The 21,129-nt window shown below is 68.1% G+C and carries 17 protein-coding genes and 1 pseudogene; 9 read left to right on the forward strand and 9 right to left on the reverse strand.

From position 1 onward, the window contains the following. Window positions 1-261: 261 nt before the first annotated feature. Both ABZX65_RS23790 and ABZX65_RS23795 read left to right on the forward strand, forming a co-directional pair. Window positions 262-681, forward strand: a complete 420-nt coding sequence (locus tag ABZX65_RS23790) for an SLATT domain-containing protein (protein WP_355343681.1) — start codon at window positions 262-264, stop codon at window positions 679-681. 685 nt (window positions 682-1,366) lie between these two features. Beyond that, the gene (locus ABZX65_RS23795) at window positions 1,367-1,711 is read left to right on the forward strand and encodes a hypothetical protein (RefSeq protein WP_355343394.1); all 345 of its coding nucleotides are present in this window, start codon (window positions 1,367-1,369) and stop codon (window positions 1,709-1,711) included. Between the two features lie 250 nt (window positions 1,712-1,961). Here the strand turns inward: ABZX65_RS23795 and ABZX65_RS23800 are convergent, their stop codons facing one another. Both ABZX65_RS23800 and ABZX65_RS23805 read right to left on the reverse strand, forming a co-directional pair. After that, window positions 1,962-2,363, reverse strand: coding sequence for an XRE family transcriptional regulator (locus ABZX65_RS23800; protein ID WP_355343397.1), 402 nt, complete (start codon window positions 2,361-2,363; stop codon window positions 1,962-1,964). A 239-nt stretch (window positions 2,364-2,602) separates the two neighbouring features. Then, window positions 2,603-2,785, reverse strand: a complete 183-nt coding sequence (locus ABZX65_RS23805; RefSeq protein ID WP_355343400.1) for a hypothetical protein — start codon at window positions 2,783-2,785, stop codon at window positions 2,603-2,605. A 162-nt stretch (window positions 2,786-2,947) separates the two neighbouring features. Here ABZX65_RS23805 and ABZX65_RS23810 point away from each other — a divergent pair, with 162 nt between their 5' ends. Then, complete coding sequence (locus tag ABZX65_RS23810; RefSeq protein ID WP_355343403.1) at window positions 2,948-4,483, forward strand: serine/threonine-protein kinase; 1,536 nt, start codon at window positions 2,948-2,950, stop codon at window positions 4,481-4,483. A 49-nt stretch (window positions 4,484-4,532) separates the two neighbouring features. On the opposite strand, the pseudogene ABZX65_RS23815 reads toward ABZX65_RS23810, so the two are convergent. After that, window positions 4,533-5,006, reverse strand: a pseudogene (locus ABZX65_RS23815) (transposase); the annotation flags it as partial. Window positions 5,007-5,033: 27 nt separating this feature from the next. Further along, window positions 5,034-6,128 carry a transposase gene (locus tag ABZX65_RS23820; protein WP_355343406.1) on the reverse strand — a complete coding sequence of 365 codons (1,095 nt, stop codon included), beginning with the start codon at window positions 6,126-6,128 and terminating at the stop codon, window positions 5,034-5,036. Window positions 6,129-6,609: 481 nt separating this feature from the next. On the opposite strand from ABZX65_RS23820, the gene ABZX65_RS23825 reads away from it, so the two are divergent. Beyond that, window positions 6,610-6,783 carry a hypothetical protein gene (locus tag ABZX65_RS23825; protein WP_355343409.1) on the forward strand — a complete coding sequence of 58 codons (174 nt, stop codon included), beginning with the start codon at window positions 6,610-6,612 and terminating at the stop codon, window positions 6,781-6,783. Window positions 6,784-6,892: 109 nt separating this feature from the next. On the opposite strand, the gene ABZX65_RS23830 is transcribed toward ABZX65_RS23825, so the two are convergent. Both ABZX65_RS23830 and ABZX65_RS23835 read right to left on the reverse strand, forming a co-directional pair. Continuing rightward, window positions 6,893-7,195 (reverse strand): hypothetical protein, encoded by a 303-nt coding sequence (locus ABZX65_RS23830; protein ID WP_355343412.1) that lies wholly within the window; start codon window positions 7,193-7,195, stop codon window positions 6,893-6,895. Window positions 7,196-7,297: 102 nt separating this feature from the next. Next, on the reverse strand, window positions 7,298-7,609 hold the full coding sequence (locus ABZX65_RS23835; RefSeq protein ID WP_355343415.1) for an HNH endonuclease family protein: 312 nt from the start codon (window positions 7,607-7,609) through the stop codon (window positions 7,298-7,300). Window positions 7,610-7,959: 350 nt separating this feature from the next. On the opposite strand from ABZX65_RS23835, the gene ABZX65_RS23840 reads away from it, so the two are divergent. From ABZX65_RS23840 to ABZX65_RS23850, 3 genes are all read left to right on the forward strand, one after another. Then, complete coding sequence (locus tag ABZX65_RS23840) at window positions 7,960-9,456, forward strand: tyrosine-type recombinase/integrase (protein ID WP_355343418.1); 1,497 nt, start codon at window positions 7,960-7,962, stop codon at window positions 9,454-9,456. Then, complete coding sequence (locus ABZX65_RS23845) at window positions 9,453-9,857, forward strand: DUF6262 family protein (RefSeq protein ID WP_355343421.1); 405 nt, start codon at window positions 9,453-9,455, stop codon at window positions 9,855-9,857. Before ABZX65_RS23840 ends, ABZX65_RS23845 begins: the two co-directional genes overlap by 4 nt. A 251-nt stretch (window positions 9,858-10,108) precedes the next feature. Next, complete coding sequence (locus tag ABZX65_RS23850) at window positions 10,109-10,540, forward strand: hypothetical protein (RefSeq protein ID WP_355343423.1); 432 nt, start codon at window positions 10,109-10,111, stop codon at window positions 10,538-10,540. Window positions 10,541-10,656: 116 nt separating this feature from the next. Here the strand turns inward: ABZX65_RS23850 and ABZX65_RS23855 are convergent, their stop codons facing one another. Together ABZX65_RS23855 and ABZX65_RS23860 are read right to left on the reverse strand one after the other, a co-directional pair. Beyond that, window positions 10,657-11,064, reverse strand: coding sequence for a hypothetical protein (locus ABZX65_RS23855; protein ID WP_355343426.1), 408 nt, complete (start codon window positions 11,062-11,064; stop codon window positions 10,657-10,659). Window positions 11,065-11,169: 105 nt separating this feature from the next. Beyond that, on the reverse strand, window positions 11,170-11,382 hold the full coding sequence (locus tag ABZX65_RS23860; protein ID WP_355343429.1) for a hypothetical protein: 213 nt from the start codon (window positions 11,380-11,382) through the stop codon (window positions 11,170-11,172). A gap of 542 nt (window positions 11,383-11,924) precedes the next feature. Between ABZX65_RS23860 and ABZX65_RS23865 the strand changes: the two genes are divergently transcribed. Beyond that, entirely contained in the window at window positions 11,925-12,323 is a 399-nt protein-coding gene (locus ABZX65_RS23865) for a hypothetical protein (RefSeq protein WP_355343432.1), read from the forward strand. Window positions 12,324-12,339: 16 nt separating this feature from the next. After that, the gene (locus tag ABZX65_RS23870) at window positions 12,340-14,424 is read left to right on the forward strand and encodes a DUF6531 domain-containing protein (protein WP_355343435.1); all 2,085 of its coding nucleotides are present in this window, start codon (window positions 12,340-12,342) and stop codon (window positions 14,422-14,424) included. A gap of 328 nt (window positions 14,425-14,752) precedes the next feature. On the opposite strand, the gene ABZX65_RS23875 is transcribed toward ABZX65_RS23870, so the two are convergent. Then, on the reverse strand, window positions 14,753-20,974 hold the full coding sequence (locus ABZX65_RS23875; RefSeq protein WP_355343438.1) for an RHS repeat-associated core domain-containing protein: 6,222 nt from the start codon (window positions 20,972-20,974) through the stop codon (window positions 14,753-14,755). Window positions 20,975-21,129: the final 155 nt, after the last annotated feature.

Genomic DNA, 21,129 nt, shown 5'->3' on the forward strand with positions numbered 1-21,129 from the left:
CTCGGTCAGCCCAGGCTGGAGGCCTGCCTGAAGGCCCACGCCGCGGCGTCGCTGTTGTAGGGGCCGTCCGTGACCCTCGTGGGTCGAACAGTATGGTGCTCCACGTTGTCGGTGCTCACCGCTAGCGTGGCTCCATGCCGGAGACTACACAGCCAGCCGACGTCGAACGCCGCCAGTCCATATCAGTTGAGTTGGAGCGGCTGGAGGAGAGTGCGAAAATACAGCGCACAGTCACAGTTCGAACAGGCCAAGCGCTGGCGCGTGATCAATCTCTGGCTAGGTGTCCCAGCCAGTGGCCTGGCTGCTGTCGCTGGTGCTACCGCCCTGGTGACAGCCGCTGGGCGTGTGGCCGCCGGGTGCGTTGCCCTCGTTGCAGCCGGCCTAGGGGCCATCTTGACTACCATCAACGCCTCGCACCGCATGAACCAGGCCGCGGCTGCAGCCAACGCCTACCTGGAGATCCAAACTGCCGCCCGTCAGGCCCGTGAGATCGATCTGTCTTCCTGGTCAATAGACGAAGCCCGGGCTGCGCTTGCCGAACTCACTGCACGTCGTGGCGAGCAGAACAAGACGGCCGAGCCTCCTAGCCGGCGCGCATACCAGCGGGGAAAAGCGAACGTGGAAGGCGGCGGGCAGACCTACGCCGTCGACGAACCTGACGCCCAGTCTGGCGCACGGTAGAGAGCAGAACGATGGCACTGACGGTGACCCAGGGATTTGACCTCTTCTTGCGGCAGCTGACACCCACACAAACCGAACGCGAGGCCAAGGCGCGCCACCGGCGCGGTGTGGAGGCTTCGCTGCGATCTGCATCGTTCGGTATCCTGCTGTTCAGGGAGACGGGGTCGTTCACCCACGGGACAGGAGTGCGGCAGCCACCCCCACGACAGCCGACCCACCCCGGCCTCGCCGCTAAACGGCAGCCGCTTGGTCACCCCGCGACAGCAGACCAACCTGCGCCCACCCCGCATGACCAGGCAATCAGCAAGCGAACACGGCTGACACCCAACCGCTGCTACCAGGGCGCCACCTCACACGGGTGTAACGCTGTCACGTTCGCTCCCGGATGTGGGGCGGTGAGCCGAAGCACCGTAGTTGTCACCAGCGGAGAGGGATGAGCCGGCGATTCGGACCGGTCGAAGCAGTCTGGCTGTCACCAACAAGGCATTCGACTTGTCACATGCGCTCATGTGTACGGAGTGCGCAAGGACGGACCTAGGACGGATCTAGGACAGCAGCTCTTAGCCTCGACCTCGCACTACGTCCCCGTAACGAGCCGTCATGCACGAAAGCGCGTCACCGCCTCTCGGCGGCACTGCTCGCATGGGAGACAACCCGCCAAGCACACATCCTCAGGGGGAACCACATGAATCTCGCCCGAAAGCTGGCAACCGGAGCCATCGTGGCCGGCCTCACCACCGCCGGCGCCCTCGCTGCGACCCCGGCCAGCGCCACGGTCGTGAACTCCACGTGCAACCTGTCGTCCGTCGTCAACGTCTCTTACGGCTCGGGCGGCCACTACTGCTACGTCTGGGACGGTGGGAGCGCCAACACAGGCTGGATGAACATCGTGCATTCCACCCAGGTGTGCTCGAACAGCTACACGGGATACGTGCATGACACCTCGGGACACGATTGGAACTTCTACCGGGGCGCGTGCACGCCCACTTACGGGGCGAATCTGAGCTCGATCGTCTTCACCGGCAACTGAGTTGCATTGTCCCGGCGCCCGCGGCCACAGTACTGAGAAGCTGACGCCGAATTGACAGGGCGCCACGTGGGCGCGCATCTGACGGATCACGGTCCGCCAGGTGCGCGCCTTTCGCTTGCACTCGGGTTCTGTACGCGAGGCGAGCCTGCTGCCGCCGGAACAAAACCCGCTGACAACATGCCCGCCTCGGTGACAGCTGTCGCGCTTCGGCTCCGGCGGCCGGTAATTCGGTCTCCGTCGGGCGGCCCGCTCAGAACCGGAAATCTATGTATTCCACGTTGCTGAAAACCACCTCCGGACCCTGCGCACGCTCTCCGAATTTCTGGAAGTAGGCATATCCCAGAGCTTCGGCAACAAGCCCATGCAACTCAGCTTCGGTCGCGCCCCGCTCGCGGGCGGCGCGGATGCGGCCCGCGTGGTCCGGTGAGACGGTCTGGGTGACGAGCCGGATTCGCGGGTCGTCGGTGGAGCCGAGCGCGGCCCGGAACCCGAACCGGGCCCGGGCCTCGATCAGCAGGCCGCCGCTGCTGGCCGCCTGCTCGCGGACCCGGGCACGCACGCCCGGCTGCCAGTCCCGCGCGGTCTCCTCCTCCAACGCGGCCCGCAGCGCCTTCTGGGGCCGCTTGAGCTTGCCTGCGGCGTAGCGCTGCACCGTGCGGCGGGACGTGCCCAAACCGGCCGCCACAGCCGCCGTGGAGCCCTTCGCCCAGGGTCAGGAGGAACCGGAACTGCACGGCCGCGCCCTTCGGCACCGGCCGGGTGAACTCCGCCCGCTCCGCCGCCTTCAGACCGTCGTGGACCGCCTACGATGAGCGACGCCCCTTCCCGGCAGCTCGAATGCCGGGAAGGGGCGCTGTCGTACGGCCGTGGTCGGCCGGCCCGCCGGGGCTGTCAGTCGATGATGTCATCGTCGGTGTAGCCGTCCAGGATCTCTTCGACGGCGTCCCGGAGCTGCTGCGCGATGGCGTCGGCGACGTCCGGCGTGCAGATGATCTCCACACCGACATTGCGGAAGCCGGGGTCGTCTTCCTCTTCCGCGCGCTCGTTGGTGGGGGCCGGGTCGGTGGCGGTCATCAGTGCCTGACGCTGTCGGGAATCTTGGCATTCGTGGTTGTTGATCATGGCAAGCACGCCCACCGGCGGGTCGTCTTCTCCCGCGTGTGACGATGCCGCGTAGCGATCCTGTGAAAGCCGCCCTCGGCATGGAGGGTGTCCCTATGATTTCTCCGCCGCACCATGGTGATCCACGGTGGGATCGGAGTGGGGGAAGCGATGGCAGAGGAGGCTCAGCCGGGCACGATGATCGGCGGACGCTACACCTTGACCCGCCTGCTCGGCGCCGGCGGCTTCGGCCAGGTCTGGCAGGCGCACGATCGGGTACTCGGGGTGGACGTCGCGGTCAAACAAGTGCGTCTCGACCGGGCGTTGCCCGACAAGGCGCGCGCGGAGCTGATGGCCCGCGCTGCCAGCGAGGCCCGGAACGCCGCTCGGCTGCGCGATGAGCCGCACATCGTCACCGTGTACGACGTCGTCGAGGTCGACGAAGGCATGTGGCGCGTCCCCTGGATCGTCATGCAGTGGGTTGACGGGCGCTCCCTCGCCGAGGAGTTGAAGCGCGACGGCCCGCTGAGCCTGGGGCTGGCGGTTCGGGTCGCCGAGGCACTGCTCGGCGCGCTGGAGGCCGCACACCGCGAAGGCGTCGTACACCGCGACGTCAAGCCGGCCAACGTGCTGCTCGCCGCGAACGGATCGGTCCTGCTCGCCGACTTCGGCATCGCCGTCGCGCAGAGCGACCCCCGGCTCACCCGCGCTTCCGTTGTCATCGGGTCGCCCGCTTACATGGCACCCGAACGCTGGCAGAAAGCCGACGGCGATGGCCGCTCCGACCTCTTCTCGCTCAGCGTGACCCTGTACGAGGCGCTGGAAGGAGTCCTTCCTTTCCCTCCGGAAAACCCCGTTGCCATCCTGACGCAGGACCCACGGCCGATGGAACGGGCGGGAGGGCTGGCCCCCCTGATCCTTGCCCTGCTGGAGAAAGACCCGGCCCGGCGCCCCACCGCGGACGCGGCGCGAAACATGCTGCCCCAGAAACACCGGACCTTGGAGGAAATCCCGCCCCAGGAGTCCATAACGATCACCAGCAAACGGCGCGAGATCACAGAAGGCTACTCACAGGCCGCGGCAAAGATCGGCGGGTACACGGGCTACGGGATCGGCGCTCTCATGGGCGCCGTCAACGCCTCAGACCCGGTCGTGAGCCTGGGATCGCTGCAGATCGGCGTTGACAACCGCTGGGGGAACGCCGCAGTGGGAGCTGCGGTGGTCGGCGGTGTCCTCTATGCCGTCTTCTGGTTGATGGGCTGGATAGCCGGGGCTCGCGCCAAGTCCGACGTGATCACCCTCGACGCGCACGGTCTCACCGTCAGCACCTGGCGAGGCAACCAGGAGCGCCGCGTGGCAGAGGACGGCACCCTCGAACCACCCGGGCCGAAGACCTTCACCCTGCGGTGGGACGTGCTGGAGCGCATCGCCGTAGAGCACCCGAACAAGTCGGATCCCCCTGCCATCGCTGTGTGGTTCCGGTCGGCCGACAAGCCCTCCAAAGCCTGGCGCAGCAAGCACGGCGCCGAAATGCGGGAAGGCGGCGGTGTCTGGGTCTATCGGGATGACGCCACCAGTCCGCGCACGGTCAACCCCGAGCGGCTCCGCGACGCCCTGAAGCGCTACGCGAACGGGATCTACGAGGACCCGCATGACATCCCCGACCCCTGAGTTCCTGACTCCAGATGAAGGTGCTGGTCAGCACTTCTGAATGGTCAGTTCATCCTGCGGGGTGGGTGGCAGCGCGCCAGGACCGGGGCCGGGGGATGTGCTGCCAGCCGAGGAAGCCCTGAAGGGCTGTCGGGTTCCTAGGCTTCCGGGCCGGCGTGGGTGGCAGGTAGACGTCGATGCGTTCGAGGTTGACTGCGATGGCGGTCAGAACGTGCTGGACGTGGGTCCTGTCTTCGCTGCGATAGCGGCACTGGCGCATGCCGTGGCCGTTGACGAACTCGCTGATCGTGCCCTCGATGGCGGCCCGAAGCGCGTAGTGCGAGAGCCATTCCTGGGTCTGCTGCTCGGTGCGTGACTCGGACTGGATGTCGTAGAGCTCGCGGGGCAGGAAGGTGACCTTGCGGGCGTCGGTGCGGGTGCAGGCGGACTTCACCGGGCACTGGCGGCAGTCGTCCATGGCGAACTCGGCGTTGATGTAGGGGGCGAGGGAGGGCGGTGTCGACCAGCGGCGGCTGACATTGCCCTGCGGGCAGGTGACCTGCTTCGCGTCCTAGTCGATGGTGAACGCTTCGCGGTGGAAGACGGTGCCCTTGCGGGACTGGCGGGTGCTTCTGGCCCGGATGGGACCGACCAGGCCGACGCCGTGCTCGCGGGCGAGCTGCTGTTTAAGCGCGACGGAGAGGTAGCCGCCGTCGACGAAGTGCTCCTTCGACAGCAGGTTCCGGGCATCGAGGTTGGCGAGGATGCCGGGCAGGGCCTTGGTGTCGTGGACGGGGGCCTTGGTGGTGGTGACGTCAGTGATCACGCTGGGGGTGTCCGTGTCGCAGGTCTCGGTGACGTGGGCGAGGAAGCCCTTCCAGCGGGTCTCGCCGCGGCGTGCGTAGCGCGCACCGATGTCGTAGGGCGAGACGATCGCCAGGGCCGAGGGCGGCAGGCCAGTGTCCTCGGGCTCGCGCCACTGCGGCCGGTCCGCCGCGTCGAGGAAGTAGTTCTGCACGAAGATCTGGCGTAGGGCCTGGACCTGCTCGCCGTCGCGCAGGGCGGGCAGGTAGCGGTGGACGTAGCGCAGGAGCAGGCGGGTGTCTTCGCCGGTCTGCTTGATCCGGGTCTTCGGCTTGGACGGGTTCTTGCCCAGCCGGGCGGCGCGGCCATAGCGCTTGCCCCAGTCCTCGGTGACCAGGGCGACCAGCTCGTGCGGTGCTCGGCGGGCAAGTTCCTCCAGGGCGGCGCGCATGGCCTCGGTGACCAGCTCCAGGCGGGTGAGGTCGCGGACCGCGGCCAGGACGTGGGTGGAGTCCGTGCGCTGTCGACCGCGTTCCCGGACCAGGCCGACGGCCCGGATCTTCTCCAGCGCCAGGTCGAGCAGCCTGTCAGCCCGGCCCTCTTCCGCCAGGCGCTCGCGGAAGTCGGCCAGCACGCTGTGGTGGAAGCCTGGGTCCTCCAACTCCATGGCCAGGGCGTACTTGAAGTCGATGCGGTTGCGCACGGACTCAGCCGCCTGCCGGTCAGACAGCTCCAGCAGGAACTGCAAGACCGACACCGTCGCCAACTGAGCCGGTGACAGGCCCGGCCTGCCGTCCCGCGGGTACCACTCCTCAAAGTCCTCATTACTCCACAGGCCGTTGAGATGGTCACGGATGGCCATCGCCGTTGTGCCGTGGGGGTTGCACGCCCGCGCCACCTGAACGGTCAGTTCCGGAACCACACAGCCGGTACGGGAGCGCACACACATCTCGGACCTCCGAAATCGCAGGCGCCAACCGTCCCACCCACCTGAATCACCAAGGCCGCGGTTCCCAAAGCGACTACCCCGAACGGGTGAACGTCCTCGACGCACCAGACACGACAGCAACTCCAACACCAGATAGCACGAACGATGCGTTCACCCAACGGTCACCAGACCGCTGCCGCGTTCGCCATCGAGTCGCCAGTCTGTCCGCTGAGTCCCTGAACAGCGGAAATGGATCGCTCGCCCGGCATCTTCCTCATGATCAACAACCTCGGGAACCAAGATTCCCGACAGCGTCAGGCACTCACTGCCACCGGGAAGCGCCGCCGGTTGTCACGGGCGGCCCATGGACGGGGGCAGCAACCGGCCCCCGCTACCCCGACCGAAGGAGACGACCATGAGGCACAAGCCGAGGATCGACAACCTGACGCGGCTGGTCGACAACCTCCTCGACGGCCTCGCCGCACACGGCCGCCCCGCACCGACCGCACCACAGATCCGCGCCGCCCTGCGCGAACTCCAGCCCAGGCGCGGCCGCCGCACCCACCGCCGGCCGAACGCCCGCCGGTAGTCGGCACGCTGGCGACCACGCCGTTCCCCTCACGGGCTGCTGTCAGGTGAGGGGAACGGTGGCCGACGGATCCCAGCTGCGCACCAGGCCCGGCGGAAACGGATCAGTGTCAGTGGCCGGTCAGGTCGCTGGTCACATCTCCTTCCACTCCCTGCACGGCTCTCGCGGTGTGGTCGATGACGTTGCCGTTCGAGCAGTTGTTGGCGTGGTCGCTGACGTAGTCGCCCAGCACCGGTACGACCGCGACTTCCTGGAGGCACACCGCGGCGGCGGTGAAGTTCCAGTTGTTCGCGGCGTTCACGCCGCTGCCGAAGTTGCTGTCGTTGTCCGCGAAGGCGGGAGTGGCACCGGCCGTGGCGGCCAAAGCCACCGCCGCGGCCGTCAGCGCCCCGCGCATGATCATCTTTTTCATGGCCGGGCCAACGACCGCCGAAGCGGCAGGGCACGGCCTGCTACGCCGCCCGGAGGACCCGCCGCCGAATCCTCAAGCAGGGCAGCGGCCAGAGACCGGCGGTCACCGGGCTGTGGTCACGGTGATGACGGTGTCGGGGCAGTCGGCGAGGGTACTGGTCAGGGCGGTCTGTTCGGCGGTGTCGATGTCCAGGCCCCACCGGGTCTTGTCGGCGATCCAGTCGGTGACGTAGGTGCAGCGGTAACCGGCGGCCGGCGGCAGCCACTGCGACGGGTCCCTGTCGGCCTTGGACCGATTGGATTTCGCGGAGACCGCGACCAGATCCCGCGGGTCCCCCAAGTCGTTCGCGTAGTCCTGTCGTTCCTTGGGCGTCCAGGCCGAGGCACCGCTGCCCCAGGCTTCGGCGAGCGGCACCAGGTGTTATCCGCCCCCTCACGTGCCTGCCGCTGACATCCGTGACAGAGGGCGATTGCCCGGTTTCCTTTCTGTGAGCGTTGCGTTATCCGGTGCAGCGGCTATTTGCCGCTGACAGTGATGACAGGCAGGGGGATGTGGTGGCGAGCACCCAACGGGTGGCGACCGGGGCCGGGCCGACGTGGACGGTGGTCGCGGGTGACTTCCGGGTCGCGGAGCCGGCTGAGCAGTATCTGGAGTACCTGCGGGGGACGGACCGGTCACCGAACACGATCAGGAGTTAAGCCCGGGGCCTGGCGCTGTGGTGGTCGTTCCTGGAGTAGCGCTCGCAGGGATGGGACACGGTCGGCGTGACCGAACTCGGCACGTTCGTAGGGCAGTTGCGTCGCGGTGGGGTCGCGGAGGCCGTCGTCCCGCTGCGCGCCGCGGAGAGGGCGGCCGATGCGACGGTGGCGAGTCGGGTGCGGGCGGTGCTGGGCTTCTACCGCTACCAGGCCGCACGTGGGGTCGAGGTCGCGGGCCGTCTGTACGAGACGGTACATGCCAGGCCGGGCAACTATCTGCCGTTCCTGGAGCATGTGGCCCGCAAGCAGGGCCGGCATTCGAGTGTCGTGAAGGTCCGGGTCCGGGTGAAGCCCGTCCCTGTTCTTCTGCCAGGGCAGATGGCGTCACTGCGCGAGTCGGAGGCGTTGTGGGATCCGGTTGTCGGTGCCTGGTCGGGTGAGTTGCGGTACCGGTTGCTGTGGACGCTGCTGGAGGAGACCGGTCTGCGGCTGGGCGAGGCGTTGGGGCTGCGGCACCGGGACTGGAAGACCGGCACGGGTACCACCGCCCAGGTCGAAGTGGTGCACCGCGAGGACCATCCGCACGGTCTGCGGGCCGAGAGCGGCTACCGACGCGTCTTCGTCGGCTCATCCCTGGACCGGCTGTACGGGGACTGGGTGTGGGCGCTGTGCGAGGCCGGCGCCGACGTCGAACTCGACGATTGGGATGACGCCTACATTTTCTGCAACCTGTACCGGGGCCGTCTCCAGCAGAAGTGGGCCCGCGAGTTCATCGCCGCGCGGGGCGCCCCAGAGGGAACGGACCCGCCGTATCTCTTCCTGCAGACCAAGAACAACCGGCTCGGGAAGAGGCCCTACGCTTCGGCGACGTTCCACAGTCGACTTGGCGTGCTGACCGAGGAGCTGGCCATCACCGACAGTGTCGGCCGCCCCGTCAAGGTGTCCAAGACCCACACCTTCCGGCACACCCGGGCGACCGACCTGATCAACGCCGGGGTGCCGATCCACGTCGTCATGCGCTACCTGGGCCACATCACTCCGACCATGACCATGCACTACGCCAAGACCCTGGCGGTGACGGCCGAGCGCGAGTTCTTGCGCTACAAGAAGGTGACGGCCGACGGCCGGACCGCCGAGGTCGATCCGAGCGACCTCTACGACCTCCTGCACCTGGACCAGCGCGCTGACCGGGTTCTGCCGAACGGCTGGTGCATGTTGCCGCCCCGGCAAGTCTGTTCGAAGGGAAACGCCTGCCTGAGCTGCGACAAGTTCGTCACCGATGCCAGCCATCGCGAGGAACTCCAACACCAGCTTCAACAGTCGGAGGCGCTGATCACCCGGCGTCAGACCCAGTTCACCGTTCGCCACGGCGAGCCGATGGGTGAGGACAACATCTGGCTCGCCGGTCGCCTGTCCGAGACCCGCGCACTGACCAAGGTTCTCGTCGCCCTGGACCAGGTCAGCGTCCACGAGGACGGGCAACTGCGGGCGGTACGCGGAGCCGGTGCGGCCGACCGCCCCGAACTGCCGGCCACCACCCCACCGCAGGAGCCGACCGCATGACACCGCTGCCCGAACATCTCCGCCAAGCCATCCGTGCCCGGACCGAGGAAACCGAGAAACGGGCCCGCGCCGCCCTCGCCCAGCTGGCCAAGGCGGGAAGGCCCATCAGCTTCACCGCCGTGGCCCGGGAGGCCGAGGTGAGCACCGACTTCCTGTATCGAAGCCCGGACCTACGCGCCCAGATCGAACGGCACCGCGACAAGGCCGGGCAGACTCTGACGAGGCCAACAGAACCCTTGGAAGATCGGTCAACCTCAGCTGCGGTGCGGGCGCTGAGCGCGCGCCTCACACGCCAACAGCAGGATCATCGGGCAGAGGTTGACCGGCTTCGCAAGGCTTTGGAGGTGGCCCAAGGTGAGAATCTGGACCTGCGCAGGCGCCTGGCCCGCTACGAGGCCTGACAGACCCAGGCACCTCGCGCTCTGGTAGACAGCCTGTGACCGAGTCGTCAAAGGGCATGAGGTGCCAGATGTGGTGGAAGCGACGCCGGGAAGAGAGCTCAGCCGTACCTTCTCCGACGGAGCGATGGCCGACCGCGTGGGACGAACCTGGAAGGCTTACAGCGGCGCAGCGGGTTCGCGCTGTCGTCCACGCCATCACCGATGGGACCACGGCCCGCCCCGAGCAGATCCGGGGCCTGCCGGCAGAGGCCGTGCTGGCGGTCGAGCGTGACCAGCAGGTTCCGATGGCAGATGCCTACCGAGAGTTCCTCTCGCTGATCGGCGGTGGCGCAGGTCGATTCATGCGTGGGGAAGACGTCTACTACTCCCGCGTTCTTGGACTGGGAGAGGCGGCCCGCGAGCTGCTCGAGGAGAACGACTCCCCCTTCCACTTCGAACCAACTGACCGCGTCTTCACCATGCATCAGGGTTACCAGTTCGAGTTCATGCGCGGCACCGGGCCAGACCCCGAGGTCTGGTCCTACTCCGAGGGCATGAACGGCGACGTTCCCTTCCGCAGCCATGCCTCTTTCACAGACTGGCTTCGTGCGACTGCGGAAGCGGAGATGCCGGTCTGGAAGCGGCACGCCGCGACGGTACGCGAGGAGATCAACGCTGACGGCACCATTACTGAGCACTGGTAGCCAACCTGGGCGTCAGCGCTCACAGCTCCAGTGTCAGGAGGAGCGGAAAGGCGCGTGCCTGCGGCGAGTTCTGTGGGCGCCATGCCGTCGACAGCTGTACCTGGGACATCGCGTTCTCAGCTCGCCGTAGGTGCAGATACCAGGTGGTCGATGTCGAGCTTGCTCGCGTCGTCGATGTACATGTCGTCGTACGGGCTGAGCCAGGTGCCGCCGGTCAGCGCGCAGCGCGGGCCCTGGACCGGGGCTGTGAGCGCGTCCCGTTTCAGCACCTCCTGCCGGGTCGAGCACCCGTCGCCGTCGGCGTCGATCCAGTGCCGGAACTTGCTGCGCTCGTACCCGGTGCGGTCCTCCGCCCGGACCGGAAGCGCCGCCAGCGCCTGGCTCACCGGAAGGGAAACCGTCTCCCCCGCCGTGCCGGATGTGGGCACGGAAGCCGCGGCAGCCGGGCCCGCGAGCGGCAGGGTCAGGACGGCCAGAGCGGCACCGGAGGCGAAGACCGTACGCCGCATCGAAGAAAGGATCATGACCGCTTCGTACCGGACAACCCGTCCCGCACCGGGCACCGTCACCCCTGCCGGGCACGTCGCCAACCAGGAGCCGCCCCCTTCGATCCGTCAGGCGCCGGAAAGTCAGACCGCGGTGACCGCCGATGCACCCCCGGTCCGGCCGTCCAGGTGTCGACCGCGGCGCGACGCGGTGGCGGGGTGTCCGGTCCTGAGCAGGCCGCCGTCCAAGAGGTCGAACACCTCGCTGTCGAACTCCTGGACGGCGCGTCCGTCCGGTCCGGGCAGCCACACCTCGACGGCGCGGCCCGGGTGGATGCCGGTCCCGGCGGCAGTCACCCGGGGCCCGGCGCCCGCGCAGGATCCCGTGCCCGCGGTCCAGGCCCGCCCACGCCGTGGCGCTGACCCGCAGCCGCACCTGTGGCCCGGCCACTGGCCCGTGGCCGGCAGGACGGTACCGGCCATAACACGGATCTTTCGGCCGCCCCGCGATGTCGGCCCGGCCGCGGTGAGGACTCGATGCCCGCGTGGGGGCACCCCGATGGCTGCGCGCCTTCCCCCGGATGACGCGGGTCATGTCATGAGGAAGGTCACCCCTCCTCGTTGCCCGGCTCAATCCCCGGTCAATGACTCCCGCGGGCCGGGACTCCATCGGCAGGGTCCCTGTTGCCCCGTGATTTGCTGGCAGACCGCCGGAATGTTCCCGAGATGACCGAACGCCACCCCCGTCACGCTCCGCAATCAGTTGCCGGACGGCAACGTTCCGTACGTGGCCTGCCTCAGGATGTCTCAGGCGTGCCGCCGGACGGCGCGCTGAATCTGACGGGGGTGGGCTGCGGGTGCGTAGATGTGTGTTCGGCCGCTGGGGAGCGGTTGTTGGTGTGGTGACCACGGGGGTGGTCATCGCGTCGGGGGCGCCGGCAGTGGCTGCCGCGCCGGATGTTCCGACGCAGGCTGTTGCGCTGGTGGACAGTGTGAAGCCGGTGCTGACGGCGAAGGTCTCGAGCCCGTCGGGCGGGCAGGTCACGGCGAAGTTCTTCGCCGGGACCTACGCCGCGAACGGCGCGTGGGATCTGGTCAACGGCGGCACGGTCACGGTCGCGTCGGGCTCGGTCGCCCGGCTGACGCTGCCGGTGTCGATGCCGTTCGGTACACAGTTCGACTGGCAGGTGCAGGCGTGCCAGGGCACGACGTGCTCGGCTCTGACGACGCTTCAGGACACGCACGTCTCGCCGATGCTGGCGGCCGGGGGCGACGCGGCTGTCGTTCCCGGCCGGTGATCACGTCTCCGCACAGGTGGATGTCGCGTCGGGCAATCTGCTGGTGTCCACCAGCGACCTGACGCTACCCGGCATCAACGGGGATATCGGCCTCGGGGTTTCCTACAACAGCGCGTCAGTGGGTTCCGGCTTCACCTCGACGTCGGCTCCGGCGGGATACGGGTGGCTCCTGACGCCGTACGACATCTCGCTGACGGTGCATGAGGAAGGGTCGGTGACCTACCGGGGCCGGGCCGGGGTGACGGGCCTGTTCGTTTCCAACGGCACCGGCTTCACCGCGCCGGGCGGGTTCAAGGCGGACCTGGTCAAGAACAGCGACGGCACCTACACGCTGACCGACCACGCCAGCCAGACCAAGCAGACCTTCGACTCCTCCGGCAAACTCACGAAGATCACCGACCGCAACGGCAACGCCACCACTCTCGGCTACTCCGGCGCACTGCCTGGCTCGATCGTGGCGACACGGGGCACCACCACGCAGCGGACCGGTGTGTACGCGGGCGCCTCCGGGCATGTGACGACGCTGAAGCAGACGGCATCCGACGGTGCGGTCCGCACCGTGGCCTACTCCGTCAACGCATCCGGGGACCTGGCCTCGGCCAAGGACACCCTCAACCGCACCACGTCCTTCGGCTACACCGCCCACCAACTGACGTCGATCACCAACCCCGGCGGCGGCATCACGGAGTTCGCGTACGGCGGCCGCGGAGTCACCTCCGTCACCCAGCACAACACCGCCACCGGCTCCCCCGGCGACTCCGTCACCCGGCTGTCGTACCCGTCTGCCACGCAGACCCTGCTGGCTGCGCCGGACACCGACCAGACGCAGTCGGTTTCCACGGTTCCGCACACCACCTACGACCTCACCTCGGACAACACCGCGCACGTCACCAAGGCCACCAACGCCGACGGCAACGTCCGTTCCAAGACGTACACCGCGAACTTCGACACGTCCACCAGCACCATCGGTGCCGGGACCGGCGCGTCCACCACGTCGAACGAGTTCAACGCCAACGGCGGCGAGTCGCTGACCAAGACGACTTCCCCCACGGGTTCGTCGCAGTCCGCGCTCTACGGCAACACCGCCCCCGCCAGCAAGTACCTGCCGTCCTCCTCGACCGACGCCCAGTCCAACGCCAGCACCTACCACTACACCGGCGCCGGGCAGCGCGACGAGAGCACCGACGCCAACGCCGCCAACGCCGCCAACGCCAAGGTCACTTACAACAGCGACGGCACCGTCGCCACCTCCACCGACCCGGGCAACAGCACCAGCGCCACCTACGGCTACGACTCCGCCACCCACCAGGCCACCTCCGTCACCCCGGTGACCGGCGGCTCCCTGGGCGGGCAGACCTTCAGCTACGACAAGTACGGACGCCTGGCCACGGCCAAGGACGGCCGGAACATCACCACCACCTACGGCTACGACGACGCGGACCGCATCACCTCGGTCACCTACTCCGACAGCACCCACGCCATCGGCTACACCTACGACGGCTTCGGCCGGGTCTGGACCCGCACCGACGCCACCGGCACCACCACCTACACCTATGACGACCTCGGGCACCTGGCCACCCGCACCGCCACCTCCGGCGGCGGCACCCTCACCTACGGATACGACAAGGCCGGCAACCTCGTCACCCTCACCGACGCCCGCGGCACCGCCACCTACAGCTACGACGACGCGAACCTGCTGACCCAGCTCATCACCGCAGCGCCGGCCTCCACCAAGATCCGCTTCGCCTACGACGACCACGGCCGCCGCACCGACACCTGGTACGGCACCGACAACAACCACACCCTCTACAAAGCCCACGTCCACCAGGACTACGACGCCTCCGGCCGCCCCTCCCGAGTCTGGGCCGACCAGGGCCCCGCCACCTCACCCACCCGCCAGTTCGACCGGGTTCCCGGCATGCTGAAGCTGATAGGGCGAGGTACCGAGTGTGGGAGCCAGGCGTCCGCTTGCACCCGGGTCTGCCGCTCTTCCGATGTCACTCGGTCAGAGCGGTGGCACTCGCGCTTGGCATGTCGTCGGCGGGAGCTCCGTTCACTTCCAGAGCTGCCCGTCCCTCTTCTTGGAGCGCGAAATTCGTGAGGCCCAGAAGCCGACGCCCATGACCACGGCCCCACCGATAATGAGAGCAAGAATATTGAGGAGCGCCCCGACCATAAATGGGATAAGACCGACGGGAAGAAGCCATCGCAGCAACGGCCCGTCCGGGAACCTACGAGCATCCCAAACAAATCCAGCCAAAAGAGCCACCATGACGAGTATGCCCACCGGCGCAATGCCTCCAGTGGACGAATACTTGGCGATCAAATCATGACCCATGGATTTTCTGTCCAATCCTGTACAACCGCGCGAGACCGTGGCGCCCGGTGGAAACCCACCGCCGGGCGCCACGCCACTTCACATGCCATGGCTACCAGCCCAGCGTCCCCCACACCGCTGCCGCCGCCTGCTGGTACAGGCGAGCCTGGCCTGCTCTGGTGCCGACTGAGTACAGCAGCGGCAGGTTCTTGACAAACGTACCTCCCTCCCTGACCACGTTCACCCGCCACGCAACAGTGTCGAAGGCCACACCGCTACCGAGTGCCGCCCAGTCGGCGTTGGTCTTCTTGCTCTGCCCGAAGGCGATTCCGCGATTAGCCACCGAAAGCGTGAATGCCGCGGTCCCGACTGCGGCGCAGGCACCTGCCGTGCCCACAGTGCAGACTCCGAAGGCGCCGATAGCGGCGACCTTCACTATGTTGGACCGATTGTCGTAGGCCCACTGACCAGCCGTCTTCACGCCTGAAGAAGCCGCGTCCCAGCCGCTGTTGATTCCGGACTTGATCTTGCCGAAGATGCTGTTCTTCTTCCGCCGCTTCTCCTCGGCGAGCTTCTTCGCGCGTGCCGCGGCCTGGGCCTTGATCCGGGCGGCTGCGGCGGCCTGCTGCTGGGCGCGGGCGTAGGCGTAGCCGTCGTCGATCATGTAGTGGGTGGGGTTGGCCTGGTAGGCGGCGTATTTCTGGCGGGAGGTCGTGTCCTTCTTCGGGGACTGCTGCCAGACCCATTTGCCGTTCTTGTAGGTGTAGCCGGCGTTCATGCCGCGGTCGTTGGCCCACTGGTTGTCGGTGGTGGTGCCGCCGTCGGTGGGGCCGAGGGGGCGGGTGCCGTCGGGGTCGGAGAGGGTGACCGGGTTGTTGTGAGCGTAGGAGTAGGCGTTCATCTGGGCCGGGTCGCCGGTGTCGATGACGGGGTCGACGGAGATGAAGCGACCGAGAACGGGGTCGTATTCGCGGGCGCCGAGGTGGGTCAGGCCGGTCGGGTCGGTGGTGCCGCCGACGAAGCCCTGGGTGCCGGGGAAGGTCCCTGAGGTCGCCCGGATCTGGCCGAAGGGGAGTTCCTTGCGGCGGGTGATCGCGAAGGTGGTCGAGTCGACCGCGGTGGTCGCGGTGTCCTGCTGATCGGTGAAGAGGTAGGAGATGGTGGCGCCGCTGCGGACGGCGACGGTGTCGCCGTTGTGCGTGTAGTAGCGGGTGCCGGTCTTGGTGGTGCCGTCGGCTCCGAGCTTGAGTTCGCTGCCGTCGGGCAGGGTCAGGGTGCCAGTGCCGTCGACGTTCTTGGCGATGAGCCGGTTGCCGTCGGCGTCGTAAAGGTAGCTGGTGGTCTTGCCGGCCTGGGTGAGGGTGGCCAGGTGGCCCTCCGCGTCCCAGGTCAGGTCCTGGACCTGGCCGCCGGTGGTGCGCTTGGTGGTGTTGCCCGCCTTGTCGTAGCCGAAGGTGCTGGTCGCACCGTTGTCGGCACCGCCCGCGACCGACGTCTGCTGCACCGCGTGCGGCAGCCCGGTGTTCGGTTCGGGCTGGGTGTAGGTGGTGACGGCATCGGTCCCCGCGGAGGCCCCGGTGCCGTGGTCGGTCTGCTCGCTGCGGTTTCCGGCCAGGTCGTAACGGAAGCTCTGCCAGTACGCGTCCGGGCCACCGACGGTGCTCGTGGCGGGCGCCTTGGAGCAGTCGGTCGCCGCCGTCCACGCCTCGGTGAGCTGTCCGAGCGCGTTGTCGGTGAAGCACTGCGTGTCGGTGGACTTGGCCGCGTCCTGGCCGCTGGCGGTGCTGATCGAGGTGATGTTGCCGGCCGGGTCGTAGACGTAGGAGGTGTCGTCGATCCGCTGCGGTGCCAGGTCACGGTCGGTGGTCTGCTGGATGAGGCGGCCGGTGGACTCGTCGTACTGCTGCGACTGGTACACCTTCTTGCCGACCGTGCCCCCGAATTCGGTGCGCACCGGCCTGGAGAAGGCGTCGTACGTCGTGTTCGCGACCAGGACCACGCCGGCCCGGCTGGTGCGGATCGGCATGTCGTCGCTGTTGTAGTTGGTCGTGATCCGCTCGGACGGGACATTGCCCACGGCAGGTGTCAACGTCCAGTCCTGGAGACCGGTCTGGTCGTTGTAGCCGTAGGTCCAGGAGTAGGTGCCCGCCAGTCCGCCGGCCGCGGCCGGAATGGTCACCGAGGTGGAGGTCGGCTGGTAGCGGTCGTTGTAGCCGCCGGTCGCGGTGGTGTACTCGGCGCCGCCGACGAAACGGCTGCTGCTGGTCAACTGCCCCTTGGCAAGCGTGTCGTACGTCCAGGAAGCGAGCGTGGTGCCGCCCTGCTTCAGCGCGGTCTTCCTGCCGAGCTTGTCGTACTCCGTCGTCAGCGTGACGCCGCGGGCGTCGGTGCTGGTGACGGGACGGCCGTCGTTGTCGTAGCCGGTGGTGGACACTCCCTTGTCGGGGTCGTCCGCCTTCGTCTGCCGGCCGCGGTTGTCGAAGGTGTAGGACCACACGTTGCCGGCGGGGTCGGTGACCTTCACCGGCTCGTCGTACTTGCCGTAGGCGTACGTGGTGGTCTGCGATGCCGTCCGAGCCGTGTCGGTGTACTGCATGAGGGCTGTCTTGCGGCCGAGCGCGTCGGTGACGGTGGTGGTGGCCGTGCCGCCCTTCGGCGGGATCACCGTGGTGCGGTCGCCGTCGTAGGCCGTGGTCGTACGCCACTGCTCGTCACCGTACTTGACGGTGATCGCGTCGGTGATCCGCCCGCTGCCGTCGTAGACGTTCGAGGTGGCGTCGGGCACCTTGGTGTCGTCGCCGCTGACCAACGTGGCAGAGGGGGAGCCGGAGGCGTAGTAGGTGCCGTACGTCTTGCGGGTGAAGCCGCGAGTGTCGTAGAGCGTTTCGCTCACCAGCCGGTCCTGCGTGCCGGCGGCCGGCGTCTGCGTCTCGCGGGGGCGCAGCAGACCGTCGTAGAAGCTGTAGATGGTGCTGTAGGTGCCGTCCCTCTTGATCGCCTTGGTTGTGATTACATTCGCGGCGGTACGGGAGATGGAGTAGGCGTACTGGACCGATGGCTGAGTGGCGTGGGCGGCCTTGGCCCAGCCGGGCTTCCAGACACTCGTCAGTCGGCCGAGTCCGTCGTAGACGGCGTCGGTGCGCTTGCCGTTGGCGTCGGTCGAGCCGGTCACGACACCGCGTGTCGGGTCGTACTCGCTGGTGACGGTCTGGCCGAGCGCGTTGGTCTCGGTCGAGGACGTCGGCGCCGCGATGGTGGCAGGGGTGTAGGCGGTGGTCGTGCTGTGGCCGAGCGCGTCGGTCTCGGCCAGCTCACGGCCGTGCTGGTCGTAGGTGTGGGTGGCGGTGGTCAGGTAACCGGTGCCGGCCGCGTCCTGCTCGTCGACGCGGGTGATGTCGCCCTTGGTGGGCGCGGCGGTCAGGCTGGTGGCGCCGTCGTAATAGTGGCGCTCCACGGAGACCAGGTCCGCGGGCAACGACGGAGTCGTGCCACAGGGTTTGGCGACGGTCCGGACCTCGGCGATCAGCGTCAGAAGATTCGCCGCGGCGTTGGGCGCGTACGTCGTCGTCGCACATTCCTCGTCACCGGACTTGGCGGTGTCGCCGAGCCGGGATTCGGTGAGGACCTTTCCGTCCGCGTCATAGGTGCGCTCGGTCCTGGTCGTGCGCCAGCCGGTGCCGACCGCGGTCGCGGTGGATTCCGAGCCGTTGCCGGTGGCGTACGACGACAGCGCGGACAGGCCGGTGCGGCTCATCTTGGCGGTCGCCGGGCCGTGCCAGGGCTCGTAGCTGGTGGCGGTTAGCAGTTTGCCGCCGTCACCGTTGTACGTCATCTCCTCGCGGGTCATGCCGGCGTAGGAGCTGTGGTCGGTGTAGGCGGCGCCGTCGTGGGTCGTGACCTGGGCGCCGTCGATGCCCCGGAAGTAGCGGTATTCCTTGAGCGTCTTCGGGTCCGAGCCGGCGCCGGTGCGGACCTGGACCAGGCCGTAGCCTTTCCGTTCGCCGTAGGTGAGGTACTTGGCCTTGGTGAACTCGTCCTCGTCCTTGCCCCAGGCCATGCCGCCCACATAGCTGTAATCGGTCTCCTTAGCGGGTGCGCCGCCGGTGTTGTCCTGCTCAAGCACCTGCGCGACCGCATAGGTGTGGAACCAGTCCAGGTACGGCTCGTACTCGGCGCCGGGGGCCTGGGGCGGGGACCAGATAACCGGGTAGCAGCGGCGCGTGTTGGACGACGGGGACGGTACGTCGCCCGCCTTGCAGTCCCTGGCCGTGTAGGTGATACCCAGACTCGAGCCGGTCTCGCTGTCGATGCCGTAGACCCGGTAGCGGATCATCGGCGGTACCGGGTCGGGTGAGCCCCCGGTCGTGGCGCCCTCGACCCGGTTGTGGAGTTGCTGGCCGAGGAAGGTCACCCGGGGCAGCGCGGCATCGCCGGTACCGGTGTGGCCCGTGCGGGCGATCGAGGCCAGCCACAGAGCGGGCGAGGTGCCGTCGCCGGTGGCCGGGAACTGCTGGGTCAGGTCCCAGGTGTCCACAGGCTTGAAGGCGGTGCCGACCAGCACCGAGGTGTCGATCTTCGTCAACCGCTTGCGGGTCCAGAACGACGGCGAGTAGTTCCCGGTGCAGGTCGCGCCGGTCGCGCAGTACTGGTCGAAGGGCACGTCGGGCCAGTTCGCCGCGTGGGCCTTGTCGAACGTACCGCAGTCGGTCAGGCAGCGCTCGGCGACGGTGAAGTCGACCTTCGCCGCGGGCGTCGCGTAGAAGTTGCTGGAGCGCAGGCCGTACTCGATGCGCTTGAGGTAGCCGCCGCGGGTGTAGGGGGTGGACGTGGCGGCGCCGGTGTCCGGATTGACGTTGCGGCCGTAGGAGTTGGACTCCTTGGCCCAGTAGTACGTCATCGCGTCGCCGTGCGGGTCGACCACCGCGTCCAGATTCCATCGCCACGCCTGTTGGCACCAGGAGTCCGCGAAGGCGGTGGCGTGGCAGGGCTCGTCGGCCTGGTTGCCGTACACCGGCACGGTCCAGGTGGAGTTGGTCTCGTCCTTGCCGGTGGTCCAGCCCGCCGGGCGGTTGAGGCCGAAGTAGTAGACGGTCCCGTCCGGTGTGGTCACCTTCCAGTACTCACCGTCGTTGTCACCGTTGTTGTTCGTGGAGCTGGTGAGCTTTTCGGCCTTGGTGCCGTCGTCGCTCTCCAGGTGCCACTCGCCAGTGGTGTCGTCCTTGACCAGTGTGTTGCTGTGGCCGTTCAGGTTCAAAACGGCGTTGTCCTTCTTCCAGCACTGGTCACCGACCTGGGCGGTGGTGTTGCTGCCCGACGTGTCGTCAGCGCAGGACACGTACTGCCGCTCGATGTAGCCGGGGTCCATCGACCAGCCGTCGCCGATCCAGTTCGCCTGGTTATTGGTGGCCGCGGTCCGGCCATCGACCGACTGGGAGGCGTAACCGAGCGAAAGGTCCGGCTGCACACCGCCGGCCGCCTCGGGGGTGTCGATGCCATACGTCCAGGAGAAGCCGCCGTTGCTGCCGCCCGCCGACCAGGACGCGGACGCGGCCAGCGACGTCGCCTTGAAGTCACCGGCGGCACCGGCCGCCGAAGCGGTCACGGCCAGCAGCACGGTGCCGTCGGTGGCGCTCAGGCCGGTCACGGAACGCGCGGCCGGCTGCGCCTTGCCGACGGGTGCGGTCTGCGTACCGGCGGTGGAGGCCGTCGCGGCCGTCAGGTCCACGGCCGCCGCCAGCGTTCCGGCCTTGGTGTCGTTGTCCGTCGTCAGAGCCTCGCCGGCGGTGCACGCAGGGGCCGTCGGGGAGGTCAGCGCGCAGGAGGGCAGCTTGCGCAGCTGCAGCCGGGACGCCCAGTCACCGCCGTAGGCACTGCGGAAGCCGGAGTAGTCGACCTGGACGTCGACTGCGCCCTTGGCGCCCTGAGCGGGCTTGACCGCGATCACGACGCCGTCGATGCCGAGCTGCTTAGCGGTGTCCTGGCCGAGCACCTGCACCTGTGCCTGCTGTGGGCCGGGGTCGGTGGCTCCCTCGGCCGTGTGTGTTCGGGCCGCGCTCTGCCGGAGGCGTACCGGGAGCGAACCGGCCGCCTTACGGGCCGTGCCCGCCGCGGGTATCGCCGCCGTCGCGGTCCCGGCCGCGGGCCAGGTCACCTTCGGCGCACCCTTCCAGGCGTGCTGCGCGGCCTCGTCGGTACGCGCCTTCGGCTTCGCCCCGACCGGTGTGGCCGGAACCGGGTGCGGCTTGGACAACTTGAGCAGGCTCAGTTCGGCAGCGGCCGCCACAGGACCGGCCAGCAATCCGAGCAGCAGATACACGACGAGCGAAAGACTCACGGCATAGACCGCTCTTTGCCGACGTGTCCTGGCCCGTGCGGGACTCCGCTGAAAATGGGTCCGCAAAACGGACACTTTACCCCCCCCAAGGGCTCACGCAGCGTTGACGATTCGGCTGACATTAGCACCCGCAAAGAGCCGCCAAAGAATCAGGC

The organism is Streptomyces sp. NPDC003300 (genome assembly GCF_040610915.1).
GTDB lineage: Bacteria > Actinomycetota > Actinomycetes > Streptomycetales > Streptomycetaceae > Actinacidiphila.

What these genes read in the sequence shown, in the direction of transcription:
- ABZX65_RS23830 (WP_355343412.1), bottom strand. Translation starts at nt 7,195, where the DNA reads ATGAAAAAGATGATCATGCGCGGGGCGCTGACGGCCGCGGCGGTGGCT.
- ABZX65_RS23855 (WP_355343426.1), bottom strand. Translation starts at nt 11,064, where the DNA reads ATGATCCTTTCTTCGATGCGGCGTACGGTCTTCGCCTCCGGTGCCGCT.
- ABZX65_RS23820 (WP_355343406.1), bottom strand. Translation starts at nt 6,128, where the DNA reads ATGGCCATCCGTGACCATCTCAACGGCCTGTGGAGTAATGAGGACTTT.
- ABZX65_RS23825 (WP_355343409.1), top strand. Translation starts at nt 6,610, where the DNA reads ATGAGGCACAAGCCGAGGATCGACAACCTGACGCGGCTGGTCGACAAC.
- ABZX65_RS23795 (WP_355343394.1), top strand. Translation starts at nt 1,367, where the DNA reads ATGAATCTCGCCCGAAAGCTGGCAACCGGAGCCATCGTGGCCGGCCTC.
- ABZX65_RS23805 (WP_355343400.1), bottom strand. Translation starts at nt 2,785, where the DNA reads ATGACCGCCACCGACCCGGCCCCCACCAACGAGCGCGCGGAAGAGGAA.
- ABZX65_RS23845 (WP_355343421.1), top strand. Translation starts at nt 9,453, where the DNA reads ATGACACCGCTGCCCGAACATCTCCGCCAAGCCATCCGTGCCCGGACC.
- ABZX65_RS23810 (WP_355343403.1), top strand. Translation starts at nt 2,948, where the DNA reads ATGGTGATCCACGGTGGGATCGGAGTGGGGGAAGCGATGGCAGAGGAG.